The organism is Streptomyces sp. NPDC056480, assembly GCF_042795405.1.
Classification (GTDB): domain Bacteria; phylum Actinomycetota; class Actinomycetes; order Streptomycetales; family Streptomycetaceae; genus Streptomyces.
On record NZ_JBHTSA010000004.1, the window covers coordinates 139,127 to 159,170 of the forward strand.

General features: G+C 70.9%; 17 protein-coding genes. 13 read left to right on the forward strand and 4 right to left on the reverse strand.

Translation table 11 applies throughout. From position 1 onward, the window contains the following. Nucleotides 1–100 precede the first annotated feature (100 nt). Nucleotides 101–604 carry a cupin domain-containing protein gene (locus ACFQ79_RS03880; protein WP_383579212.1) on the forward strand — a complete coding sequence of 168 codons (504 nt, stop codon included), beginning with the start codon at nt 101–103 and terminating at the stop codon, nt 602–604. Nucleotides 605–729: 125 nt separating this feature from the next. Here the strand turns inward: ACFQ79_RS03880 and ACFQ79_RS03885 are convergent, their stop codons facing one another. Beyond that, entirely contained in the window at nt 730–1,926 is a 1,197-nt protein-coding gene (locus ACFQ79_RS03885) for a PP2C family protein-serine/threonine phosphatase (protein WP_383579213.1), read from the reverse strand. 591 nt (nt 1,927–2,517) lie between these two features. Between ACFQ79_RS03885 and ACFQ79_RS03890 the strand changes: the two genes are divergently transcribed. Next, on the forward strand, nt 2,518–2,874 hold the full coding sequence (locus tag ACFQ79_RS03890; protein ID WP_383579214.1) for a PRC-barrel domain-containing protein: 357 nt from the start codon (nt 2,518–2,520) through the stop codon (nt 2,872–2,874). Nucleotides 2,875–3,042: 168 nt separating this feature from the next. Further along, complete coding sequence (locus tag ACFQ79_RS03895) at nt 3,043–3,480, forward strand: glutaredoxin domain-containing protein (protein ID WP_383579215.1); 438 nt, start codon at nt 3,043–3,045, stop codon at nt 3,478–3,480. 60 nt (nt 3,481–3,540) lie between these two features. Here the strand turns inward: ACFQ79_RS03895 and ACFQ79_RS03900 are convergent, their stop codons facing one another. Beyond that, complete coding sequence (locus tag ACFQ79_RS03900) at nt 3,541–4,050, reverse strand: hemerythrin domain-containing protein (RefSeq protein WP_383579216.1); 510 nt, start codon at nt 4,048–4,050, stop codon at nt 3,541–3,543. Between the two features lie 278 nt (nt 4,051–4,328). On the opposite strand from ACFQ79_RS03900, the gene ACFQ79_RS03905 reads away from it, so the two are divergent. Further along, nucleotides 4,329–5,447, forward strand: coding sequence for a YbdK family carboxylate-amine ligase (locus ACFQ79_RS03905; protein ID WP_383579217.1), 1,119 nt, complete (start codon nt 4,329–4,331; stop codon nt 5,445–5,447). Nucleotides 5,448–5,940: 493 nt separating this feature from the next. Next, nucleotides 5,941–6,300, forward strand: coding sequence for a hypothetical protein (locus ACFQ79_RS03910; protein ID WP_383579218.1), 360 nt, complete (start codon nt 5,941–5,943; stop codon nt 6,298–6,300). A gap of 136 nt (nt 6,301–6,436) precedes the next feature. On the opposite strand, the gene ACFQ79_RS03915 is transcribed toward ACFQ79_RS03910, so the two are convergent. Both ACFQ79_RS03915 and ACFQ79_RS03920 read right to left on the reverse strand, forming a co-directional pair. Continuing rightward, nucleotides 6,437–6,649 carry a hypothetical protein gene (locus tag ACFQ79_RS03915; RefSeq protein ID WP_055598567.1) on the reverse strand — a complete coding sequence of 71 codons (213 nt, stop codon included), beginning with the start codon at nt 6,647–6,649 and terminating at the stop codon, nt 6,437–6,439. Nucleotides 6,650–7,057: 408 nt separating this feature from the next. Beyond that, on the reverse strand, nt 7,058–8,062 hold the full coding sequence (locus tag ACFQ79_RS03920) for a GAF domain-containing protein (RefSeq protein ID WP_383579219.1): 1,005 nt from the start codon (nt 8,060–8,062) through the stop codon (nt 7,058–7,060). Nucleotides 8,063–8,627: 565 nt separating this feature from the next. Here ACFQ79_RS03920 and ACFQ79_RS03925 point away from each other — a divergent pair. From ACFQ79_RS03925 to ACFQ79_RS03960, 8 genes are all read left to right on the forward strand, one after another. Then, on the forward strand, nt 8,628–10,592 hold the full coding sequence (locus tag ACFQ79_RS03925) for a beta-ketoacyl synthase N-terminal-like domain-containing protein (protein WP_383579220.1): 1,965 nt from the start codon (nt 8,628–8,630) through the stop codon (nt 10,590–10,592). Next, nucleotides 10,589–12,193 (forward strand): amino acid adenylation domain-containing protein, encoded by a 1,605-nt coding sequence (locus ACFQ79_RS03930; RefSeq protein ID WP_383579221.1) that lies wholly within the window; start codon nt 10,589–10,591, stop codon nt 12,191–12,193. The genes ACFQ79_RS03925 and ACFQ79_RS03930 overlap by 4 nt, the downstream gene beginning before the upstream one ends. Nucleotides 12,194–12,276: 83 nt before the next feature. Continuing rightward, nucleotides 12,277–13,461: an FAD-dependent oxidoreductase gene (locus tag ACFQ79_RS03935; protein ID WP_383579222.1), complete on the forward strand. Its 1,185-nt coding sequence runs from the start codon at nt 12,277–12,279 to the stop codon at nt 13,459–13,461. A 222-nt stretch (nt 13,462–13,683) separates the two neighbouring features. Beyond that, a complete protein-coding gene (locus ACFQ79_RS03940; RefSeq protein WP_383579223.1) occupies nt 13,684–16,407 on the forward strand; it encodes a nitrate- and nitrite sensing domain-containing protein in 2,724 nt (907 codons plus the stop codon). A 32-nt stretch (nt 16,408–16,439) separates the two neighbouring features. After that, complete coding sequence (locus ACFQ79_RS03945; RefSeq protein ID WP_187620541.1) at nt 16,440–16,871, forward strand: roadblock/LC7 domain-containing protein; 432 nt, start codon at nt 16,440–16,442, stop codon at nt 16,869–16,871. Continuing rightward, nucleotides 16,864–17,235 (forward strand): DUF742 domain-containing protein, encoded by a 372-nt coding sequence (locus ACFQ79_RS03950; protein ID WP_383579224.1) that lies wholly within the window; start codon nt 16,864–16,866, stop codon nt 17,233–17,235. The genes ACFQ79_RS03945 and ACFQ79_RS03950 overlap by 8 nt, the downstream gene beginning before the upstream one ends. Beyond that, nucleotides 17,216–17,812: an ATP/GTP-binding protein gene (locus ACFQ79_RS03955; RefSeq protein ID WP_383579225.1), complete on the forward strand. Its 597-nt coding sequence runs from the start codon at nt 17,216–17,218 to the stop codon at nt 17,810–17,812. The genes ACFQ79_RS03950 and ACFQ79_RS03955 overlap by 20 nt, the downstream gene beginning before the upstream one ends. 162 nt (nt 17,813–17,974) lie before the next feature. Beyond that, a complete protein-coding gene (locus ACFQ79_RS03960) occupies nt 17,975–19,987 on the forward strand; it encodes a hypothetical protein (RefSeq protein WP_383579226.1) in 2,013 nt (670 codons plus the stop codon). Nucleotides 19,988–20,044: the final 57 nt, after the last annotated feature.

Here is a 20,044-nt window from a genome sequence, read left to right on the forward strand (position 1 = left end):
AACAGTGAATTCTCTCTTCGTCAACTGCCGGTGGTACACGGCTGCTTCCCGGGCTCGAATGGGATCCACAGGGACGACCGGGAGACGAGGAGAGACGCACATGGGCGAGAACCGAGAGGTGCTGATCGTGCACGGGGAACAGGCCGAGCGGATCCCCCTTCCCCACGGCGGAGGCTTCGTCCTGCTGGCGGACGGGCGGGACACCGGTGGCGCCCTGGGGGCGAACCGCCTCACCCTCGGCCGGGGCGCCACCGGCGCCCGCCCCCACTACCACGCGCGGTCGACCGAGCTGTTCCACGTGCTGGAGGGAGTCATGTGGTTCGACGTGGACGGCCGTACGACGACGGTCGCCGCAGGCGGTCTCGTCTCGATCCCGCCCGGGGTGCCGCACGCCTTCGGCGCGGTCCCCGACTCGCCCGCGGAACTGCTTTCCGTTCTGACCCCCGGCGTCGACCGCTTCGAGTACTTCCGGACTCTGGGGCGCATTCAGCACGGCCAGGAGCCCTTCGACTCCCTTCTGAAACACCAGGAACGCTACGACGTCCATTTCCTGCCTGTCGGAGTTCCCGCCCGTCTCCGGGCAGACGGACGGGATGACGCATGACGCATGACGCATGACGCATGACGGGTGACGGGTGTGACGGGTGAGCGTGTCGTGTCGAGGTGACGAAGGCCGGCAGCGCGGGCCGGGGCCGGCCGGCGCACCCCGCAGACGCCCTCCACCGCCCCTCATCCGCGGTGTGCCGACGCTCCCGGGGCCGTGGGGTGCCACTCGGCCAACAGGATCGTGGCGTCGTCACGCAGCTTGTGGTCCTGGTGGTGCCGCAGGCGTTGCACCAGGCGTCGCAGGGCCTCGGGAGCCGGGTCGCCGGCGGCGGTGGCACGGATGACCGTGTCGGCCAGCCGCTGTTCGCCGAAGAGGTCACCGTCGCGGGAGCGTGCTTCGGTGACGCCGTCGCTGTACATGAGGATCCGGTCGCCGGGTTGGAGGCGCTGCCGCTGCTCGGTGGGGGGCGCCTCGACGAGGAAGCCCCAGCCGAGCGGTAGATCCGGTTCGCGTTCCAGCGCGTTGCGCACGACTCTGCCGGCGCGGATCAGCAGCGGCGCGGGGTGCCCGCAATTGATCCACGTGAGCACCCCGCCGGCGGTGTCCAGATGGGCGACGAAGGCCGTCATCAGCCGGTCGGTGAACCAGGTGGCCAGGATTCGGTCGATGGAGGTGACGATGTCGGTCAGGGAGCCCCCGGAGCGGCGCGTCGCGCGGCAGGCGGCGAGCCCGGCGGCGCTGGCCCCGCCGGAGGCGAGGTCGTGGCCCATGGAATCGATGACGATCAGGTGCAGTCCGTTGTCGTCCAGGGAGTGGTCGAAGGTGTCACCGCCGATGTCGTACGCGGGCTCCAGCACCGCCGATGAGGTCGCCTCCGCCGTGCCGATCGTCCGCGGCGGCAGGAACGCCCAGAGGAGCTCGGCCTGCACCGTCATCGCCCGCCACCGCTCGGATTCGACCAGCAGATCACTGTGGGACGACTTCGACACCAGGAGAAGGGCGGCCATGCCCGCCAGGGCCTCGCAGTGCCTGAGCAGGGCGGCGTCCAGGGAAGGCGCGGTGACCTTCAGTACGCCGAGACGCTCGGCTCCGTCGATCATCGGAACCCAGGCGGTGGCGCCGTCGCGCGACCGCTGCACCGCCTGTGTCCGGTACGCCAGACCGGCCAGCGACGAGTCGATGTCCAGCGTCTGCTGATCCGCCGCCACGGGCAGCGGCAGGGCGATGAGGCGGATCTGCTGCAGGTCGGCCACATACATGGCGCTGCCCGTCAGCCCCAGGCTCCTGCCCGCGTCGTGCACCACGGACGCGAGCTCGCGGCCGGACAGCAGATGGGAGCGGGCCAGCAGATCGGCAAGAACACCCTCGAAGGCCGCCACGCGATCTCCCTACGCCTCTGGGACCTGCCTGGGGTGTCTTCAGGCTAGGCAGACGCCCGTCGTGATCGCATCCGCCTCGAAATGACGTCGTTCTGGGTGGATGGTCCGGGGAGGCGGGGAGGCGGGGCGGCGGGGTGGTCGCCGGGCGGCCTTCACGACCGCTGATTGCCGTGTGCGGGTGTGCGGGTGTGCGGGTGTGCGGGTGTGTGGGTCTGCGCATGCGCGCGATGCGCGCCGTGCCCGCTGTGCGCGCCGTGGCGATCGTCGCCGCGCCGCGCCGCGCCGCTTCGTGTACGCGGTCGAGCTCGGGTACGGGGCCGTGCCGACCGCAGGGCCGTGCCGACCGCGCGCTGACCTCGCGAGACCGCGCGCCGCGCCGGACGGTGGCAGGCATGGGATGCCGTACGAGGGGTAATGGCTCCGTCGTGCGAGGAGGTGTTCCATGCCTGTCAGCAGAGGGCACACACCGGATTCCCCGACCGCCCTCGGCCGACCGTCCAGGTGGTGGGCGCGGGTTGCCGAGAGCAGTCTGGGAGGTATCCACAGCAGCAGAAGTCCCGCCACGCGTTCCGACGACGGAGGGCGCTCCCGATGATTCAGCCGGCCGACATCCGTGAGTGGCGGACCCGGGACGTGGTCGATGCCGACGGCCACAAGATCGGCACTCTCGAGGCGATCTACGTGGACACGAGTACGGACGAGCCCGCCATGGCGACCGTGGAGGTGGGGCTGCCGACCCGACACCGCCTGGTCTTCGTCCCGCTCGACGGCGCCGTCGTGGGACCCGGATACGTCCGGGTCGCCTACGGGAAGGCGCTCGTGAAGGACAGTCCCGCGATGGGCACGGACGATGTCCTGCCCGCGGAGGAGGAGCCCGCGGTGTTCCACCACTACGGTCTGGCCTACGAGCCGGGCGCCAACGGCGAGCGCCAGCTCGCACGGCGCTGACGCGCCCCTGAGGACAGTTTTCCGACGCGATGGGTACTTCTGCCGACCCTGGGCCGACCCGGCGAAGCATGTGGAAGGCGTCCGGAAGCGAAGCATGTGGAAGGCGTCCGGAAGGTGCTCGGAAGGCGTTCCGAAGGTGCTTTCAGCCCGGTCGATAGCCTGCACTCCATGATGCGTATGTGGGCTCTGCCGATACTGCTCGTGGTCTGCGGCTCGGCTGTCGCGACCGGACTCATCCGCAAGGAGCGCCCCGGCGAGGCAGTGGCCCTTCTCGGGTTGTTCCTGCTGCTCGCCGTGATGAACTCCCCTCTGATCTTTCCGAAGTCGATCGGCGCTCTGGAGGCGCAGCGCCGCAGCGCGGAGGACGGCCGGCCGATCGTCTTCTGGAGGCCGGGCTGCGTGTTCTGCCTGCGCCTGCGCATGCGGCTGGGGCGCAGCGCCCGGCGGATGTACTGGGTGGACATCTGGCGTGATCCGGCGGGTGCGGCGGTGGTGAGGGAGGCCAACGACGGCAATGAGACCGTGCCGACCGTCGTCGTGGCGGGCCGGCCCCACGTGAACCCGGATCCCGCTTGGGTACGGGAGTTGGTCCGCCGTTCCGCGTGACGGGACGAGACGCCGTCCACCGCGCCGGGGACGGGGGATCCCCAGGCGCGTACGACCAACTCACCCGCCGGCGATGGCGATCTTGCGTACGTTCTCGGGACTCCCGCAATCGGAGGCCAGCTGCTTCGCGCGCTCCTCCTGGAACGCGACGGCCAACTCGGCCCGGCGTTCGGCGGGAACGTTCTCCCTGGCACCGTTGAGGATCGTCCGCTCCTCCTCGTCGACGTGGTGGGAGACGGCCTCCACCAGCTCTTCCAGCCGCTCGTCCCACTTCTCGGAGCCCACGTCCTCGACCTCGAGCAGGGCCAGGAGCGCCTTGTTGCCCTCGGCGTGCTCCTCCGTCCCGTGCTCCACCTCCTGGTTGTCGACGCCCCTGAACCGCTTGAGCGCGCCGTAGACCTCGGCCTCCTCGGCCTCGCCGTGTGCGATGAGCAGGGCCGAGAACTCCTTCAACGCCTCCGCGCGGTCGGCCTCGACGCTCCGCATCCGGCGGAAGAGGTCCTCCATGGCGCGGTGGTCCTCGAGAATCACCGCGACGACGTCCTGGTCCAGCTTGCTGTCGGTGCTCACGTTCTCCTCCTTGCTCGACCGTGCGTACGGGCTTGTCCGACTGCGTGTACGGGCCGCCGGTCGGGTCCGACGAGGTCCCGTGCACCTCCTGCCGGTCCCCGACGCATCAGGGCTCTTGACAGTCCCGAACGCGCCAGGACACGGCTGCCCGTACGACGCGGTTGCCCGCACGACGCGGTTGCCCGCACGACGCGTCCCGAAACGGTGGCCGTGAGTCGCCGGCGGGTGGGAATGGAGGGCCCGGTGCCGGGTAGGCGCGTGCCGAGTGAGGAGTCGCGATGAATGTCCTGACCATGGGCGTCGAGGAAGAGTTCATGCTGGTGGACCGCGTCACGCGCGCGCCCGTGAACCGCGCGCCACAGGTGATCGACCGGGCCTCCGGCGACCTCGGCGAGCAGCTGCAGAGCGAGTTGTTCAACGCGCAGATCGAGACCCGCACCCGGGCCACCTCCCGCCGGGCGGCCCTGCGCGACGAACTCACATGGATGCGCGGAGCCGTTGCCGCGGCCGCCCGGAGCGAGCACTGTCTGCCGGTCGCAAGCGGCACCCCTGTGCTCCCCCCGGAGGAGCAGCTGACGGTCACGGACACCGAGCGCTATCGACTGATGGCACGGCGGTACGCGCCGCTGGTCACGCGCGACGACGGAACGACGCGCGACGAAGGGCTCGTCTGCGGATGCCACGTCCACATCGGGAGGTTCGACCGCGAACGGGCCCTCGCCCTCGCGCAGCACATGAGGCCGTGGCTGCCGGTCCTCCAGGCCCTGGCCGGGAACTCCCCCTTCACACAGCGCCGTGACACGGGCTACGAGAGCTGGCGCGCCGTCGAACACGCGCGCTGGCCGACCGTCGGTCCCACCCCCGATCTCGACGAGCCCCAGTACGTCGCCCATGTCGCGCGGCTCGTCGAGGACGGAACGCTCCTCGACAACCGCATGGTGTACTGGCACGCACGGCCTTCGGAGCACGTTCCGACCCTGGAGGTGCGGGTCGCCGACGCCAACGCGGACCTCGACACGGTGGTGTTGCTCGCGGTCCTGGTCCGGGGGCTCGCCAGCACCTTGTTGTCCCGCGTCGCCGCCCGTGCGCCCGCGCAGCGCATGCCCGGCCCGGACCTGTTGCAGGCGCACCGGCTCGCCGCCGCCCAGGGCCTCAGAGGGTTCGGTCTGGATCCTGTCGACGGCCGGGAACGGCCCGCGGTGACCCTGGTGGACGCACTGATCGACTTCGCCCGTCCGGCCCTGGACCTGACCGGTGACACGGACTGGGTCCATGCGCAGTGGGATCGGATCCGTACGGACGGCGGCGGAGCGGCCAGGCAACGGGCCGTGCTCCGTCGCAGCGGGCAATTCACCGCGGTGGTCGACGACTTGGCAGCCGCCACGGCGCGGGGCTGAACAGATTGACGGGCACCGGGGGACGGCTTGCGGCCGCGTGACGCACGTGACCCTGTACGGCGAGGTCGGCTCCCACCGCGTCGGTCGAGGCCTCGTCGGCGATGGCGTGCCGGGTCAGGTCACCCGCGAGCAGGAGGAGGGCCGCGCACTCCGGCAGCGCGCGAAGACGGGGCGCAGCAGTCCGGCGGCAGGCCCTGGGCCCGGGGCTGTGCCGTACGGTGCCGTTGTCGGGTACGAGGCTGGGACACGCGGGTACCCCGTGCGCCGGGAGGGATGCGCGGGTCAGGAGACCGCGAGAGCCGTCACGGCACGTGACTCGTGGTGAACCGGTCGCGACCGGCCCGGCCCTCGAAGCGATCCGTCATGATCAGGAGCACCCCATGACCCGGTTCACGACGGCGGATGCGAAGGGACGGTTCCGCGACCGGCGGGAATCGGCGGAAGTCGTGCCGCGAACCGCGTTTGCTCCGGCTGAGCCGGGCAGACGGACACCATGAGTGCCAGCGAATCGAGCAAGGAAGACCAGTCCCGTCACGGTGGCTCGCATGCCTCCAGGCCGAAGGCGGCCGACGCCGAGGCGACGGTATCCGGAACTCTCACCGCGCTCCCCGCACCGATGGCCGAGAAGACGCTGGCCGCCGTACGGGCCGTGCAGGGCACCGTCGGCCGGGGCGGCTGGATCTGGAGCGACCCACGCACCCGCAAGACGCTCGCAGGCGGCGCCGCCGCGGGTACGGCGGCCGCCCTCACCGGGGCGTACGCCCTCGGGCTGAGGGCGGGACGTCGTCGCCACGGTCTCCTGTCCCGGCTCACCGGGGGCTCGGGGCCGATCCGACGGTGGGTCCACCGGTAGGACAAGGCCTGGCAGCCCCTGCCCCGGACGGACCCCACGGCATCGAAGGACGGCGGCGGCCCGGATGTCGACGGGTGGCGACCAGCTGCGACGGGTTGCGACGGGTTGCGACGAGTGGCGACGAGTGGCGACCCGTTCAAGCCGCCTCGTACCGGTGGGGGCGGCTGCCCCGCCACGTGACCCAGGCGGGGTCGTCGAGCAGGTCCTCCGCTTCGGGGAGGCCGGCGCGGCGGAGGAACTCGACGACGTCCTCGTCGCGGTGGGCCAGACCGAGGATCTCGCCCCGCACGGTGACCCGCCGGCCTCCGGTCGGGGACGGCGGGTGGACGACGATCGGTGCGGTGCCCATACCTCCAGGGTGCCTCCGGCCGGTCGAGAACGCCGAGCGGGCCCGGGGGCGGCTGAGAAGTGGCTAGTCGTCCAGGGAGGGCGCCGGACGACGGCGTGGAATGGGTGGAGCGGGTGGAGCGGGTGGAGCGGGTGGAATGGGTGGAGCGGGTGGAGCGGGTGCAACGCCACGGTCACGCCGGCCGTAGATGCCGTCGCGAGCGGGGGCCTCTCGATGGTCCCGCCGGGACGGATCGCGCAGTACCGGGGCCGGCGAACTCGCACCCGGGCAGGTTGCGGGGTCGAGGAGCATCGGCCTGCGCCGGCCGGTGAGAGGCCCGCTCCGGGTGCGAGGAGCCCCGCACCCGGAGCCGCTAGCGGAACGTTCCTGTGCGGCTGCCCCGGTCGGCCTCCGTGTGCGCGTCGTGGCTCACCCGGGCTGGCCGGGGAAGGGCACGGGGCCCCCGCCGGCGCCCAGGCGCTCGAACTGCTGTTGCACGTTGACGGAGAAGGCGTGCGGGTCGGAGACCGCCGAGGCGTTCATCGCGACCGTCAGGATGCCGCTGATCGGCGCCCCGGGGGACGTTCTGACAGGAGTGCACTGGAAGTCGAACTCCTGGTAGCCGACGCGGTCGGCGGTCGGAAGGGAAGCGCGGTGCGTGACCGGCTGCCCGCTGTGGAACGCGGTGTCCATGGCGTCGAAGACGCCGGCACTCCGCAGACCGGGCAGTTCCGACGGACCGGGCAGGTACTGACGGCCCATGCCGAAGACGACCGCCTGGCGGCCGTTGGCGTAGCGCATCAGATGGCGGGGGCCTTCGGTCAGCATGATGGGGAAGGGGGCCCCGTCGAAGACGGCGAACAGCTCCTGCTGCTGCGCGAGGAGACTGTCCCGGAGCTTGAACTCCGACACGAGCGTCTGGGCGAGGTCGTGCATCAGCTCCTTGGTCTGCGGGTCCCAGGTGCGGGGGGACGTGTCGGCCACGCACAAGGTGCCGAGAATCATGCCGTTGGCGTCGCGCAGCGGAGTGCCGAGGTAGGAACGCACACCCATGTCGTTGACCAACGGGTTGCCGGCGAAGCGCGGATAGTCGAGCACGTCGTCGAGAGCCAGCTGAGCTCCCTGCGCGACGACGTGAGGGCAGAAGCCGTAGTCGCCAGGGGCCTCCCGGGCAACGGAGTTGCTCAGGTCGAACGTGATGCCGGCGTCGGCACTCGTCGGCTCATCGGGGGAGGCGTCAGGAGCCCGGGGTACGTACATGCCCCGGAACATCTGCGTCTGATCGTTGATGAAGTTGACCATGGCCAGAGGTGCTCCGGTCACGGTCGCCGCCACCTTGGCCACTCGGTCGAAGGTGGCTTCCGCGTCTGCCGAGTTGAGGCCAAGGGCCTGCAGGCGCTGCCGCCGGGCCTCGCCGCTTGTCTGGGGATCCATGAGATCACATGAAATCAGATCCCAGAAGCTGGTGGCCCGTCACCTACCCAGTTTTTGAGCCTGGTTGGGAGTCCTGAGGCCGTGAATCGCTGTCGAGGCAGCCACTGTCGGTCGATTTAACGCCTTTAAGGACGAAAACTAGCAGTATATCGGAAGGAAGTCGATGTTTCAACGGGTAGCGATCAATTCACGCCAACTGATCGTCGGAAGGCGAGGAATGGCGGCAAGGCATATGACAATCATGCGGGGTTGATCTAGGACGCGGGAGCGCGTGAGTCGAGGAGACGGGCATGTGGGCGCAGTGACCCGGGGGCAACCGGCCTGGTGGAGGCAGCCGGCCGACCCTGGTGGGGGCATCCTCGAGGTGCCTGCAAGAGACGGAGCCCTGCCCGGGCTTCACCTGCCACCCGTGAACGTCGCTCTGGCGAAGTGCGGGTCGGTCCCCGGACTGGCCCACTCCCAGAACCACAGGCCAACGCCTACTGTACTGCCCAGGCGCGGTCCGTTGAATTGAAGCTGCTCCGCACTGTACGTGCTGCGGTGAGGCATTGAGGGAGTTTTCTGAATGAACGGAGCGAACGCGGATGCGCGCTCAGTTGCGGTGGTCGGAATGGCCTGCCGACTTCCGGGAGCCAGAGACATCGACGAATTCTGGCAGTTGTTGTGCAATCGGACGGATGCCACCGCGGACTCCTCACCCGATCGCTACGACGCCGACTTCCTGAACTCACCGAAGGCCGACCCCGGCGCCACGGGCAGCCGCCGCGCCGGATACGTGGACGGCCTGGCGGACTTCGACGCCGAGTTCTTCGGGATGTCCAGCAGTGACGCCGCTGAACTCGACCCCCAACAGCGTCTGTTGCTGATGACCGCCTGGGACGCCCTGGAGGAGGCCGGGCTGAGGCCCGATCGCCTGGCGGGAACCAGGACAGGTGTGTTCGTGGGAGCCACACGAGCGGACTTCGTCGAGCGCGCCTTCCGCCACGGCCCCCAGGCCATGACGGCCGTGCAGTACCTCAACTTCCGTTCGGTCATTCCCGCCCAGGTGTCGTACGCCTTCGACTTCCGCGGCCCGAGCATGCTCATAGACACGGCGTGCGCCTCGTCCCTGTACGCCGTGCACAGTGCCGTGCAGAGCCTGCGCGTGCGGGAGAGCTCCCTCGCCCTCGCCGCCGGAGTGAACCTGGTGCTTCGTCCCGACGAGGGCATCATGATGGGTCACGCCGGAACGCTGTCGCCGGACGGGCGCAGCCGGTTCGGCGACGCCCGGGCGGACGGTCACGCCCCGAGCGACGGGGTCGGAGTGGTGGTCCTCAAGCGCCTCGCGGACGCCATCGCCGACGGGGACCGGGTGCACGCGGTCATCGCCGGAAGCGCGGTGGGCACGGACGGCCGCACCACGGACCAGCTCCTGAACCCGTCGCTCACGGGGCAACTTGACGTACTGCGGTGGGCGTACGAGGACGCGGGTGTCGATCCGAGCGAGGTCGACTACGTGGAGGCCCACGGCACCGGCAGCCCCTTGCTCGACCCGCTGGAACTGCGGGCCCTCGGAGAGGTGTTGGGGGAGGGACGCCCGGACCACAGACCGCTTCTCGTGGGCTCGGCGAAGTCGAACATCGGCCACGCGGAGGCGGCCGGCGGCATGGCCGGCCTGATCAAGACCGTGCTGTGCCTGCGGAACGGGCAGATACCGGCCAGTCTCCACGTCGACGAGCCGACCCCCGACGTGGACTGGAAGCGGCTGCCGGTCCGGATCCCGGTCGACCTTCAGGCCCTCCCGTCATCGGACCGCCCGGCCCTCGCCGGCGTGTCGAGCCAGGGCGTGTCCGCCCTCAACGCCCATGTGGTGCTGCGCCAGGCGGACCGCCCCCTCGCCCCACCCCCGCCGGAACCCGCCCCGGACACTCCGTACGTCCTGGCCCTCTCCGCCCGTTCGCCCGAGGCCCTGCTCGACCTCGCCGCCGCCTACGTCACCTACCTCGGGGCAGGCGGTCGGGGCGCCGCGTACCCACTGCGCGACATCTGCTACAGCGCGACCGTCCGCCGCACCCACCACGTGCACCGGCTGGCGGTTGTCGGGGCCGGCCACGAGGAACTGGCGCTCGCCCTGGCCGCCGTGGGAGCACAGGGACACGGGCGCACCGGGATCCCCGCCCCCCTGGCCGCCGCCACCGAGAAGTACCTGGCCGGCGAAGAGGTGCATTGGGAGGCCCTGTTCGACGAACCCGGGACGGTCGTGCCGCTGCCCCGGTACCCGTGGCAGACCCGCAGGTACTGGCCCGGCGAGGACCGGGCCGCCGGTGCGGAGAGCGCCGCGGACTGGCTGCTGCGCGAGCACGCCCGCACCGACTTCGACGACGCCTCGCGCCTCTCCGACATAGGGATCGACTCCCTGGCCAGACTCCAGCTCATCGTGGAACTCAGCCAGCAGACGGGACTGGAGATCGACCCGGAGGAAGTGGGACGGCTCTGCACCGTGGGGGAGTTGCGTCTCTGGACCGACTCGCTCGAAGTCGGTGCCCGATGACCGACCCGCAGCACGTGTACGGCTGGTTCGCCCGATCCGTCGAACGGTACGGCGACGGGCGCGTCGCCCTCGAAGTGGGCGGGCAGTCCCTGACGTACAGCCGACTGGGCGCACTGGCCGAGAGTTACGCCTCTCGGATCCTCGCGAGCAAGGGATCGGGCCCGCGGCGCGTCGGGTTGCTGGCCGGCCGCACCGTCGGCGCCTACGTCGGCTATCTCGCCGCACTGCGGGCCGGCGCGACCGTCGTTCCCCTCAACCCCGAGCACCCGACGTCCCGCACCGAGGCCATCGTCGACGCGGCCGGCCTCGACCTCGTGCTCACCGACACCCCTGGGGCCGCCGTCCTGTTGGGCGTGACCGAGCTGCTGCTCGAGCACACGACCGCGCCGGGCCCGCCGTCGTCCTCTCCTTCGGACCTTCCCGCACCGGGACCCGACGACATCGCGTACATCATCTTCACCTCCGGATCGACCGGCAGCCCCAAGGGCGTTCCGGTCCTCCACCGGAACCTCTGCGCTTATCTCACCGCGATGGACGGCCGCTACGGGATCGGGGAGGACAGCCGGATGTCGGCGGCCTTCGACCTGACCTTCGACGGTTCCGTCCACGACCTCTTCGTCGCCTGGGCGGCCGGTGCGACTCTGGTCGTGCCGAGCGCGGCCCAACTGCTTTCGCCCGTGGCGACGGTCAACAGTCTGCGGCTGACGCACTGGTTCTCGGTGCCCTCGCTGATCTCCTTCGCCGAGCGCCTCGGCACGCTCAAGCCGAACAGCATGCCCACCCTCCGGTGGAGCGTCTTCGGCGGTGAGGCCCTCCCGCTCACCGCTGCCCGTGCCTGGCGGACGGCGGCGCCGCGGAGCGCGATCGAGGTGCTCTACGGGCCGACCGAGCTCACCATCTCCTGCACCGCCTACCGGCTCCCGGACGATCCCTCCGCGTGGCCCACCACGCCCAACGGCACGGCACCGATCGGGCACTGCCACCCGGGCCTGGAGCACCGCGTCCTGGACGAGGACGGGCTTCCCGCCGAGACCGGCGAGCTGTTGGTCCGTGGGGCGCAACGGTTCCCCGGCTACCTGGACCCGACGCACGACGCGGGCCGCTTCCACCCGCCCGCCCCGGGAGAAGGGGGCGACGCGGACCACCGAGGCGACGCGGAAAACCTGGCCGCCGTGGACGACCCGGCCGACGGCGACGCCGGGGCCGACCCTGACAAGGTGACCGTCGACCACTGGTACCGCACCGGAGACCGGGTCACCGTTCTGGACGGCGCTCTCGTGCACCTCGGCCGCACCGACCACCAGATCAAGTTGCGCGGCCACCGCATCGAACCGGGCGAGATCGAGGCCGTACTGCGTGATCTGGACGGCGTGCGCGAGGCGTACGTCCTCGCGGTGCCGGACGCCCAGGGTTCACCCGAACTCCACGCGGTGGTGACCGGCGGGGCGTGCGATCCGCAGAAGCTGTTCGCGGAGCTCACCGACAGGCTCCCGCCCTACATGCGGCCCCGCCGCATCTCGGTCCTCGAGAGCCTTCCGCTGAACGCCAACGGAAAGACCGACCACCGAGCGCTGCTGGCAGAGCTGTCCCTGACCCGCTGACCGACACCGCGCGGGCCGGCCTCCCGGGGGAGGGGCCGGCAACGGCGCGGTTCAACCCACCATCCCTATGAGGCAGCACCCACATGCTCGACGTCATCGTGGTCGGCGCGCGCGTCGCCGGCTCCGCCACCGCCCTCCAGCTCGCCCGGGCGGGCCACCGTGTCCTGGTCCTCGACCGCGCCACGTTTCCCTCAGACACCCTCTCCACGCACCTCATCCACCAACCGGGGGTGGCGGCTTTGGCCCGGTGGGGCCTGCTGGACGAGTTGAAGGCCACCGGCTGCCCCCCTCTGGAGCGCGTGGGCTACGAGGTCGCCGGCATCCGCCTTGAGGGCTGCGGGCGAGGCGTGGACGGACAACGGGCCGCCTACGCGCCCCGCCGCCACATCCTGGACCCGCTGCTGGCCGAGGCCGCGGCCGAGGCCGGCGCCGAGATTCGGCTGGGCTGCCGTGTGACGGGGCTGCTGCACGACACCACGGGCCGGGTCGTCGGAGTAGAAGGCACACACGGCGGGAAGGCCTTCCGCGAGCACGCGCGACTGGTCGTCGGTGCGGACGGCATGCGCTCCACCGTCGCCGCCCTCGCCGGTGCCCCGACCACCGTCGAGCACCCCCGGCTGACGTGTGCGTACTACTCGTACTGGCAGGACATGCCGGCCGACCTCGAGCTCTACGAGGCCCCCGACCGCTGGGTCGCCGCCGTCGCGACCCACCAGGCCACCCTGGTGCTGACCTACTTCCCCCAGTCCCGCTTCGAGGAGATCCGCGCCGACGCGGAGCACCACCACCTGCAGCAGGTACGGGAGACCGCTCCCGCCCTGTACGAAAGACTGCAGGGAGCCACCCAGGTGGAGCGCCTGCGCGGCACCGGCGACCAGCAGAACTACTTCCGGCAGGCGGCGGGCCCGGGATGGGCCCTGGTGGGCGACGCGGGACACCACAAGGACTCCATCACCGCGCGCGGCATCAGCGACGCCTTCCGGCAGGCGGAGATGCTGGCCCAGCACGTCGCCGGACGGCTCGACGGTGATCCGGCCATTCTCGACGAGGCCCTCGCGCAGTACGAGAAGGACAGGGACACCGCCCTGCTGCCCGGCTACGAGGCGACCCTGGCCGTGGGCCGTCTTGCCGAACAGCACCCTCAGCGACTGGCGTTGCTCCGCGCGATCCGTCAGGATCCCGAACTCACCTCCGTCTACTTCGACATGGTCGCCGGCACCGCCACGATCGGTGACCTCTACACACCGAAGTTGCTCGCGCTGCTGTGACCGGATTCGATCGGTGCCGTCGCTCATCAACTCGCTTGCCCCATGTGTCTGTTGACCGGGTGCGATGCCGGTGGGCGAGGCGTACCGGTAGTACGGACTCCTGATACGGTGCGCCTTGATCACTGCCGTGGTGCTCCTGCGTCAAGGCGCCACGCCGCAGCCGATCAGGACCGCTGAGCATCATCTTCACTGTCGTCAGCTCGCTGCGAGGATTCCATTCAGATGTCAGGCACTAGCGACCCGAAGGCGCGCCACCGGCTTGTCCCGCGCAGGTCTCTCCGCACGCAGCTGATCATGCCGATCGTCGCACCCGCCATCGCCCTCACCGGCCTCTGGGGCTACACGGCCGCCGGTCTTGCGGGCGAGCAGATCCAGCTCCAGGACGACGCGGAGCGCACCGCCACGACCGGCGGCAGGACTCTGAACGTGGTGTCCGGCCTGCAGCAGGAGCGGCGCCTCACGGCCCTGTGGCAGACGAGCCGCTCGGCCGCGGCGCGCAGCGCCCTGGACCAGGCCCGCGCGAAGACCGACGCCGCGGTCGTGGAGCTCCGGTCCTCCCTGTCCACCGTGGACGGCTCGCTCGGCGAGCCGGCGCGACGCCTTGCGACCTCCCTGGACACGCTGGCGGGCCGACGCGAGGCGATCGACGCCCGCACCATGTCCTCGGCCGACGCCTTCGGACACCTCACCGGTGTCATCCAGAGCGGTACCGACCTCATCGGCGCCGCGGTACGCAGCGAGGACGGGCCGCTCTCCCAGGGAGGCAACGCCACCGCCACCCTGGTCCGGCTCGTCGAGATGCTGTCGCGCGAGGACGCCCTGCTGTCCGCCGGCCTCCCTCAGGGCGGCATCTCCACCGCCGCACACCAGCGGTTCAGCCACTCCGTGGGCGCCCAGCGGGAGATACGGGCCTCGCTGGCGGTGGACGACCTGCCCGCCGACGCCCGCGCCCGATACACACAGATCGCCGCCGCCCCGCAGTCCTCCTCGATCGCCTCCATCGAGGACGCCGTCATCGCGGCGCCGTCGACCCAGCTGCCCTCCTCGACGAAGGCCTGGAGCGACGACGCCGCGACCCTCGTCACCGACCTGCAGAAGGCCGCCGCCGCCTCGCTGGACGAGCTGGCCGACGCGGCCTCCGACCGCGCCACGGGTCTGCTCATCGGCCTGATCGCCGGAACGACACTCACCGCGGCCCTCCTCACGGCCGGCGCGGTCCTGGGGCTCAGGGCCCGTCGGTCCACCCTGGACGCGGTGGCCGAACTCCAGCGCCGTACCGAGGAGATGGCCCGCCAGTGGCCCCAGGCACTGGCCAAGTCCGAGCGCGGGGAACCGCTCGCCCCCTTCCCGCAGACGCCGCCGCTCCTGGCCGCCGGGGAACTCCAGCTCCTCGGATCCGCGATCGAGTCACTCCGCCACACGGCCATCGACACCATCCTCAGCCAGTCCCGAGGGCACGCGGGCGCCGAGAAGGTGCTCGGCCAGCTGACGCGACGCACACAGACCCTGATCCACCGCCTCATCGCGCTCCTGGACGACCTGGAGCGCAAGCACGGCGACTCCGATCTCCTCAAAGACATCTTCAAGGTGGACCACCTCGCCACGCGTGTGCGGCGGCACGCCGAGAACCTGGTGATCCTCGGCGACACGCCGCCCAGCCGCCGGATGACCGAACCGGTGACCATCACCGACGTGATGCGCAGCGCCGTCGCCGAGACCGAGCACTACACCCGCGTCAAGGTCGAGAACCTTCCGGCGACGAAGCGGATAGCGCTGGCCGGCCGGGCCGTCGCCGACGTCACCCACCTGCTCGCCGAACTCGTCGAGAACGCCACCAACTTCTCCCCGCCCTACACCCAGGTCGTCGTCAGCGCGCTGCATGTCGCCGAAGGCGTGGCCCTGCACGTCGAGGACCACGGCCTCGGCATCCCGGCGGAGCAGCTCGCCCATGCCAACCACGTCCTGGCCCATCCGCAGAAGCCCGACATGGCCGCGCTCGGCGCCGACCCCCGCCTCGGGCACTTCGTGGTCGCCCGCCTGGCCCAGCGCCACCAGATCCGGGTCGAACTGCGCCCCTCGGTCTACGGCGGCACCCTCGCCATCGTGTTCCTGCCGGTCCACATGCTCGAGGAACTCGGCTCCCCGGTCATGGACCAGCTGAGGGCCGCAGCCCAGGTCTCCGTCAACGCGGTCAACGCCGGCACGGTCCCGCAGCCCGGGGTCGCCCCCTCCTTCGGGTCCGCGGCCTCCGCCCTTCCCGAGCCGACGCCGTACATACAGCCGTTGGACGGGCCGCCCGGCCTCGTCGGCGTGCCCGGCGGCCGCGACGAGCACGACCTCGTCGCCGACGCCCGGGACATCGGCGCAGCCCCCGCCGCGCCTCCGCGCGAGACGCACAGCCGCGTCCCGGACTACAGCGGATTCCCCACGTACGGTGGTGCCGGACTCGTCTCGCCGCACCAGGCGGACAGCACCGAGTCCGTCGACGCGCACCAGCGCCCGGCGAGCCCCGAGCCTCCCCGAGCCGCCCCCGTCGCCCGCCGGGCGCCCGCCGTCCGCCCCGTCGTCGACGCCCCCGTCCCGCCGATGCCCACCGGCCGCCCCACGGCCGACGTACCCGTCCCGCCGACGCCCACCGGCCGTCCCATGGCCGACACACCGGTCCGGTCGACGCCCACCGCTGCCGAGAGCCCGTACGGAACGCCGGGCGGCGACCGGCAGAACCTCGGGCAACCCACCACGCTGCCCCAGCGCACCCGCGGGTCCAGTCTTGCCGTACAGCTGCGCCGTGAGGCGGCGGAGGCCGGCACCCGTCTCGACAACGAGGGCGGAGGCCCGCCGTCGCCCGAGGCGTCGGCCCGCATCATCGCCGCCATCCGGCGCGGGATGGACCAGGCCACCGGAACCCACAGCGCACCACGTCACGACGGTGGACGGGCGAACTGACCATGGGACCCAACGAACTGCGAAGGAATGCAATGACTGAAGTGGCCACCAGCAGGCAGCTGGACTGGGTCCTCGACGATCTCGTGGGCCGTATCCCGGAGATACGCTGCGCCATCGTGCTGTCAGGAGACGGTCTCCTCATAGGGAAGTCGCACGACCTGGGCCGGGACGACGCCGAGCGCCTTTCGGCCCTGGCGTCCGGCATGCACAGCCTCGCCCGGGGAACGGCGCAGTACTTCCGCGGCGGCGCGGTCCAGCAGACCGTCATTCAGATGGAGCACGCGTTCCTGTTCATCACCGCTGCCGGTCAGGGGGCGCGTCTGGCGGCCCTCGCCTCGCAGGAGGTGGACGCGGGCATGATGGCCTATGAGATGGGGACCATGGTCAAGCAGGTCGGAGCGTATCTGAGTGCCGCGCCGCGCATTCCAGGCCACCACACCGTCGCACACAGCCAGGATGCCTGAGCCGCGCGAGCTCGACGGGGCGATTGCCGGACGCCATCTCCGGCCCTACACCATCACTGGTGGTCGTACCCGACACAATCACTATCACTTCACGCTGATCACACTGGTGGTCACGCGATCGCCGGACGTCGACCATCCCCACTTGACGCCGGAGGCTGCGCAGATCCTGGAGCTGTGCGGCCACCGGGCCATAGCGATCGCGGAGATCGCCGCCCATCTGGATCTCCCCGTAAGCGTCGTCAAAGTCCTCTGCGGTGATCTCCTCGGAGACGAGAAGATCATCGTGCAGGCGCCACCCTCACAGTCCGACAGACCGAGCGTGGAACTCATCGAAAGGGTTATCGATGGCATCCGCCAGCTCTGAACAGATCCTTCTCCCCACGGCCGTGAAGATCCTCGTCGCGGGTGGATTCGGTGTCGGCAAGACAACGATGGTGGGTTCGGTGAGTGAGATCGCGCCGTTGGAGACCGAGGAACGACTCACTCAGGCGGGCCAGAACATCGACAGTCTCGACGGCGTGGAAGGCAAGACGTCCACCACGGTCGCCATGGACTTCGGCCGGATCACGATCAGTCCGGAACTGGTGCTGTACCTCTTCGGCACACCGGGCCAGGAACGCTTCTGGTTCATGTGGGACGAGATCGCGCACGGCACCCTGGGCGCGCTCGTCCTCGCCGACACCCGCCGCTTGGAAGCCTCCTTCGGCTCGATCGACTTCTTCGAGGAACGCGGCATCCCCTTCGCGATCGGTGTGAACTGCTTCAACGGAGAACGGGCCTGGACCACGGACGAGGTGCGCTCCGCGCTCGACCTGGACCCTGCGGTTCCGGTGGTGATGTGCGACGTCCGCCTCCGTGAGTCAAGCAAGGAAGTCCTCCTCGCCGTCCTGGAAGCCGCCCACCGGCAGGCATCCCCGCAGTTCTCGACGACGGCGCCGTGACGGACCGGCAGCACACCACGGCCCGCTCGGGACGGTGAGGCCGGGCAGGCCATGCGTGCCCGTCACGGACGGGGCCGGTCGAGTGGTGCCGCAGCAGCATTCCGGTGATCTCGACCTCGCCCTGCGCGGCCCCGTCACGCCCGGTGTGCCAGCATCCGGCGCATGCTCATGAACCGCTCTGTCCTGCTGTTGATCAGCGCTGCGCTTGCCGCGGTACCCGCCGCCGGAGCCGCAGAGCCGGATACGGCGTCTCCGGCCGGTGCGGTACGGCAGGACGGCAAGGTACGGCAGGACGGCACCGTGCGGCAGGACGGCACGGTCCGCAGCGGCGACTCGGCCGTGTCACGGGCCGAGGTCGTCCTCTACCAGGCAGGGCAGGAGCGGGGAGCGCCCGCCACCGTCCTCGGCCGGGCCAGGAGCGACGCCGAGGGGCGGTTCACCCTCTCGTACCGGCAGCCCCGGGAGCGCAAGGCGGTCCTCTATCTGCTGGCCGACGCGGGCGGCCGCCACAAGCCGGTCCGGTTGGCGGCCGTCCTCGACGGGACCCGCCGGACACCGCAGCGGGTCGTGGTCAACGAGCGGACCACCGTGGCGGCCGCGTACGCCATGGCGCAGTTCACCGACGGCCGCGACATCGCCGGCACGTACCCCGGCCTGCAGAACGCCGCCGCCACCGCGCGGAATCTGGCCGACGTCACGACCGGCAAGGTCGCTGCCGTGCTCGCCTCGCCGCCCAACGGCAGCGAGACCTCGACCCTGCGCGCCTTCAACTCGCTGGCCAACACACTCGCCGGATGCGTGGCCGGCAAGACGTGCGAGGAACTCTTCCACCTGGCCCGCCCAGCCGGCGGGGAGCGGCCGGACAACACCTTCCGGGCCGCGCTCGACATCGCGCACAACCCCGGCCGCCACGTGGGCGGGCTGTACCGTCTGTCGCTTCGGGAACGGCCGTACACGCCCGCCCTGACCGCCGCACCCGACGCTTGGACGCTCGCCCTCCGGTACGACGCCGACGGCCGGACCCTCGACGGTCCGGGCAACATCGCCTTCGACGCCCACGGCAACGCCTGGGTCGCCAACAACTACATCTACGACCCCGATCCCACGGAGCCCACCTGCGGCGGCGACTACGTCGTCAAGCTGACGCCGACCGGAGAGAACGCACCCGGCTCCCCCTACCGGGGCGGCGGCCTCTACGGGGCGGGTTACGGAATCACCCTCGACCCGAAGGGGAACGTCTGGGTGGGCAACTTCGGCTTCCAGGGCGCCGGCTGCCCGCTCGACCCCGACCCGCTGTACCGCAGCGTCTCCCAGTTCCGGCGCGACGGAATGCCGCTGTCGCCGCCCACCGGGTGGCGGTACGGAGACATCATGCAGCCGCAGGGAACGGTGTCGGACCGGCGCGGCACCATCTGGATCGCGAACTGCGGCAACCGCAGCGTGACCCGGGTCCCGCACGGACGCCCCGACCACGCCCGCAACATCGCCTCACCGTCCGGTGGTCTGGTCAAGCCCTTCTCGGTCGCGATCGACACCCGGGGCCGGGCCTCGGTGACCGGCAACGGCTCCGACAACGTGCTGCGGCTCTCACCTCAGGGCGACCCGCTCGGGTACGTCAGCGGGGGCGGCATCTCCGCGCCCATGGGCACGGCCTCGGACAGCGTGGGCAACGTGTGGGTGGCCAACTCGGGACTCGTCGACATCCCCTGCGGGGGCACGGGAGTCCTGCCCCCCGAAGGCGGCGCCCTCGACCCGAGGGACGGAGCCGCCGAAGCCTCTGTGACCCTGATTCGCCCCGACGGCACCACGCCGCGCCGCCCGTACGAGCGCGGCGGTCTGTTCCTGCCGTGGGGCATCGCCGTCGACGGCGACGACAACGTCTGGGTCTCGAACTTCGGCGGGCAGCGCGTCGCCCACCTGTGCGGCGCCCGGCCGGAGAACTGCCCGTCCGGCCACCGCACCGGAGACCCCATCTCCCCGGCCGCCACCGGCTACACCAGCGACGGGCTCGCCCGCAACACCGCCGTGCAGATCGACCCCTCGGGCAACGTCTGGCTCACCAACAACTGGCAGACGATTCCTCTGCAGACCAACCCCGGGGGACACGAGCTCGTGGTCTTCGTCGGCCTGGCCGCACCGGTACGCACGCCGCTGCTGGGAACACCGCGAACGTAGGCGACGCTTCCTGCGGCGTGATCGTCCGTGAGGCGATGCGTCCTGAGACGTGATCGT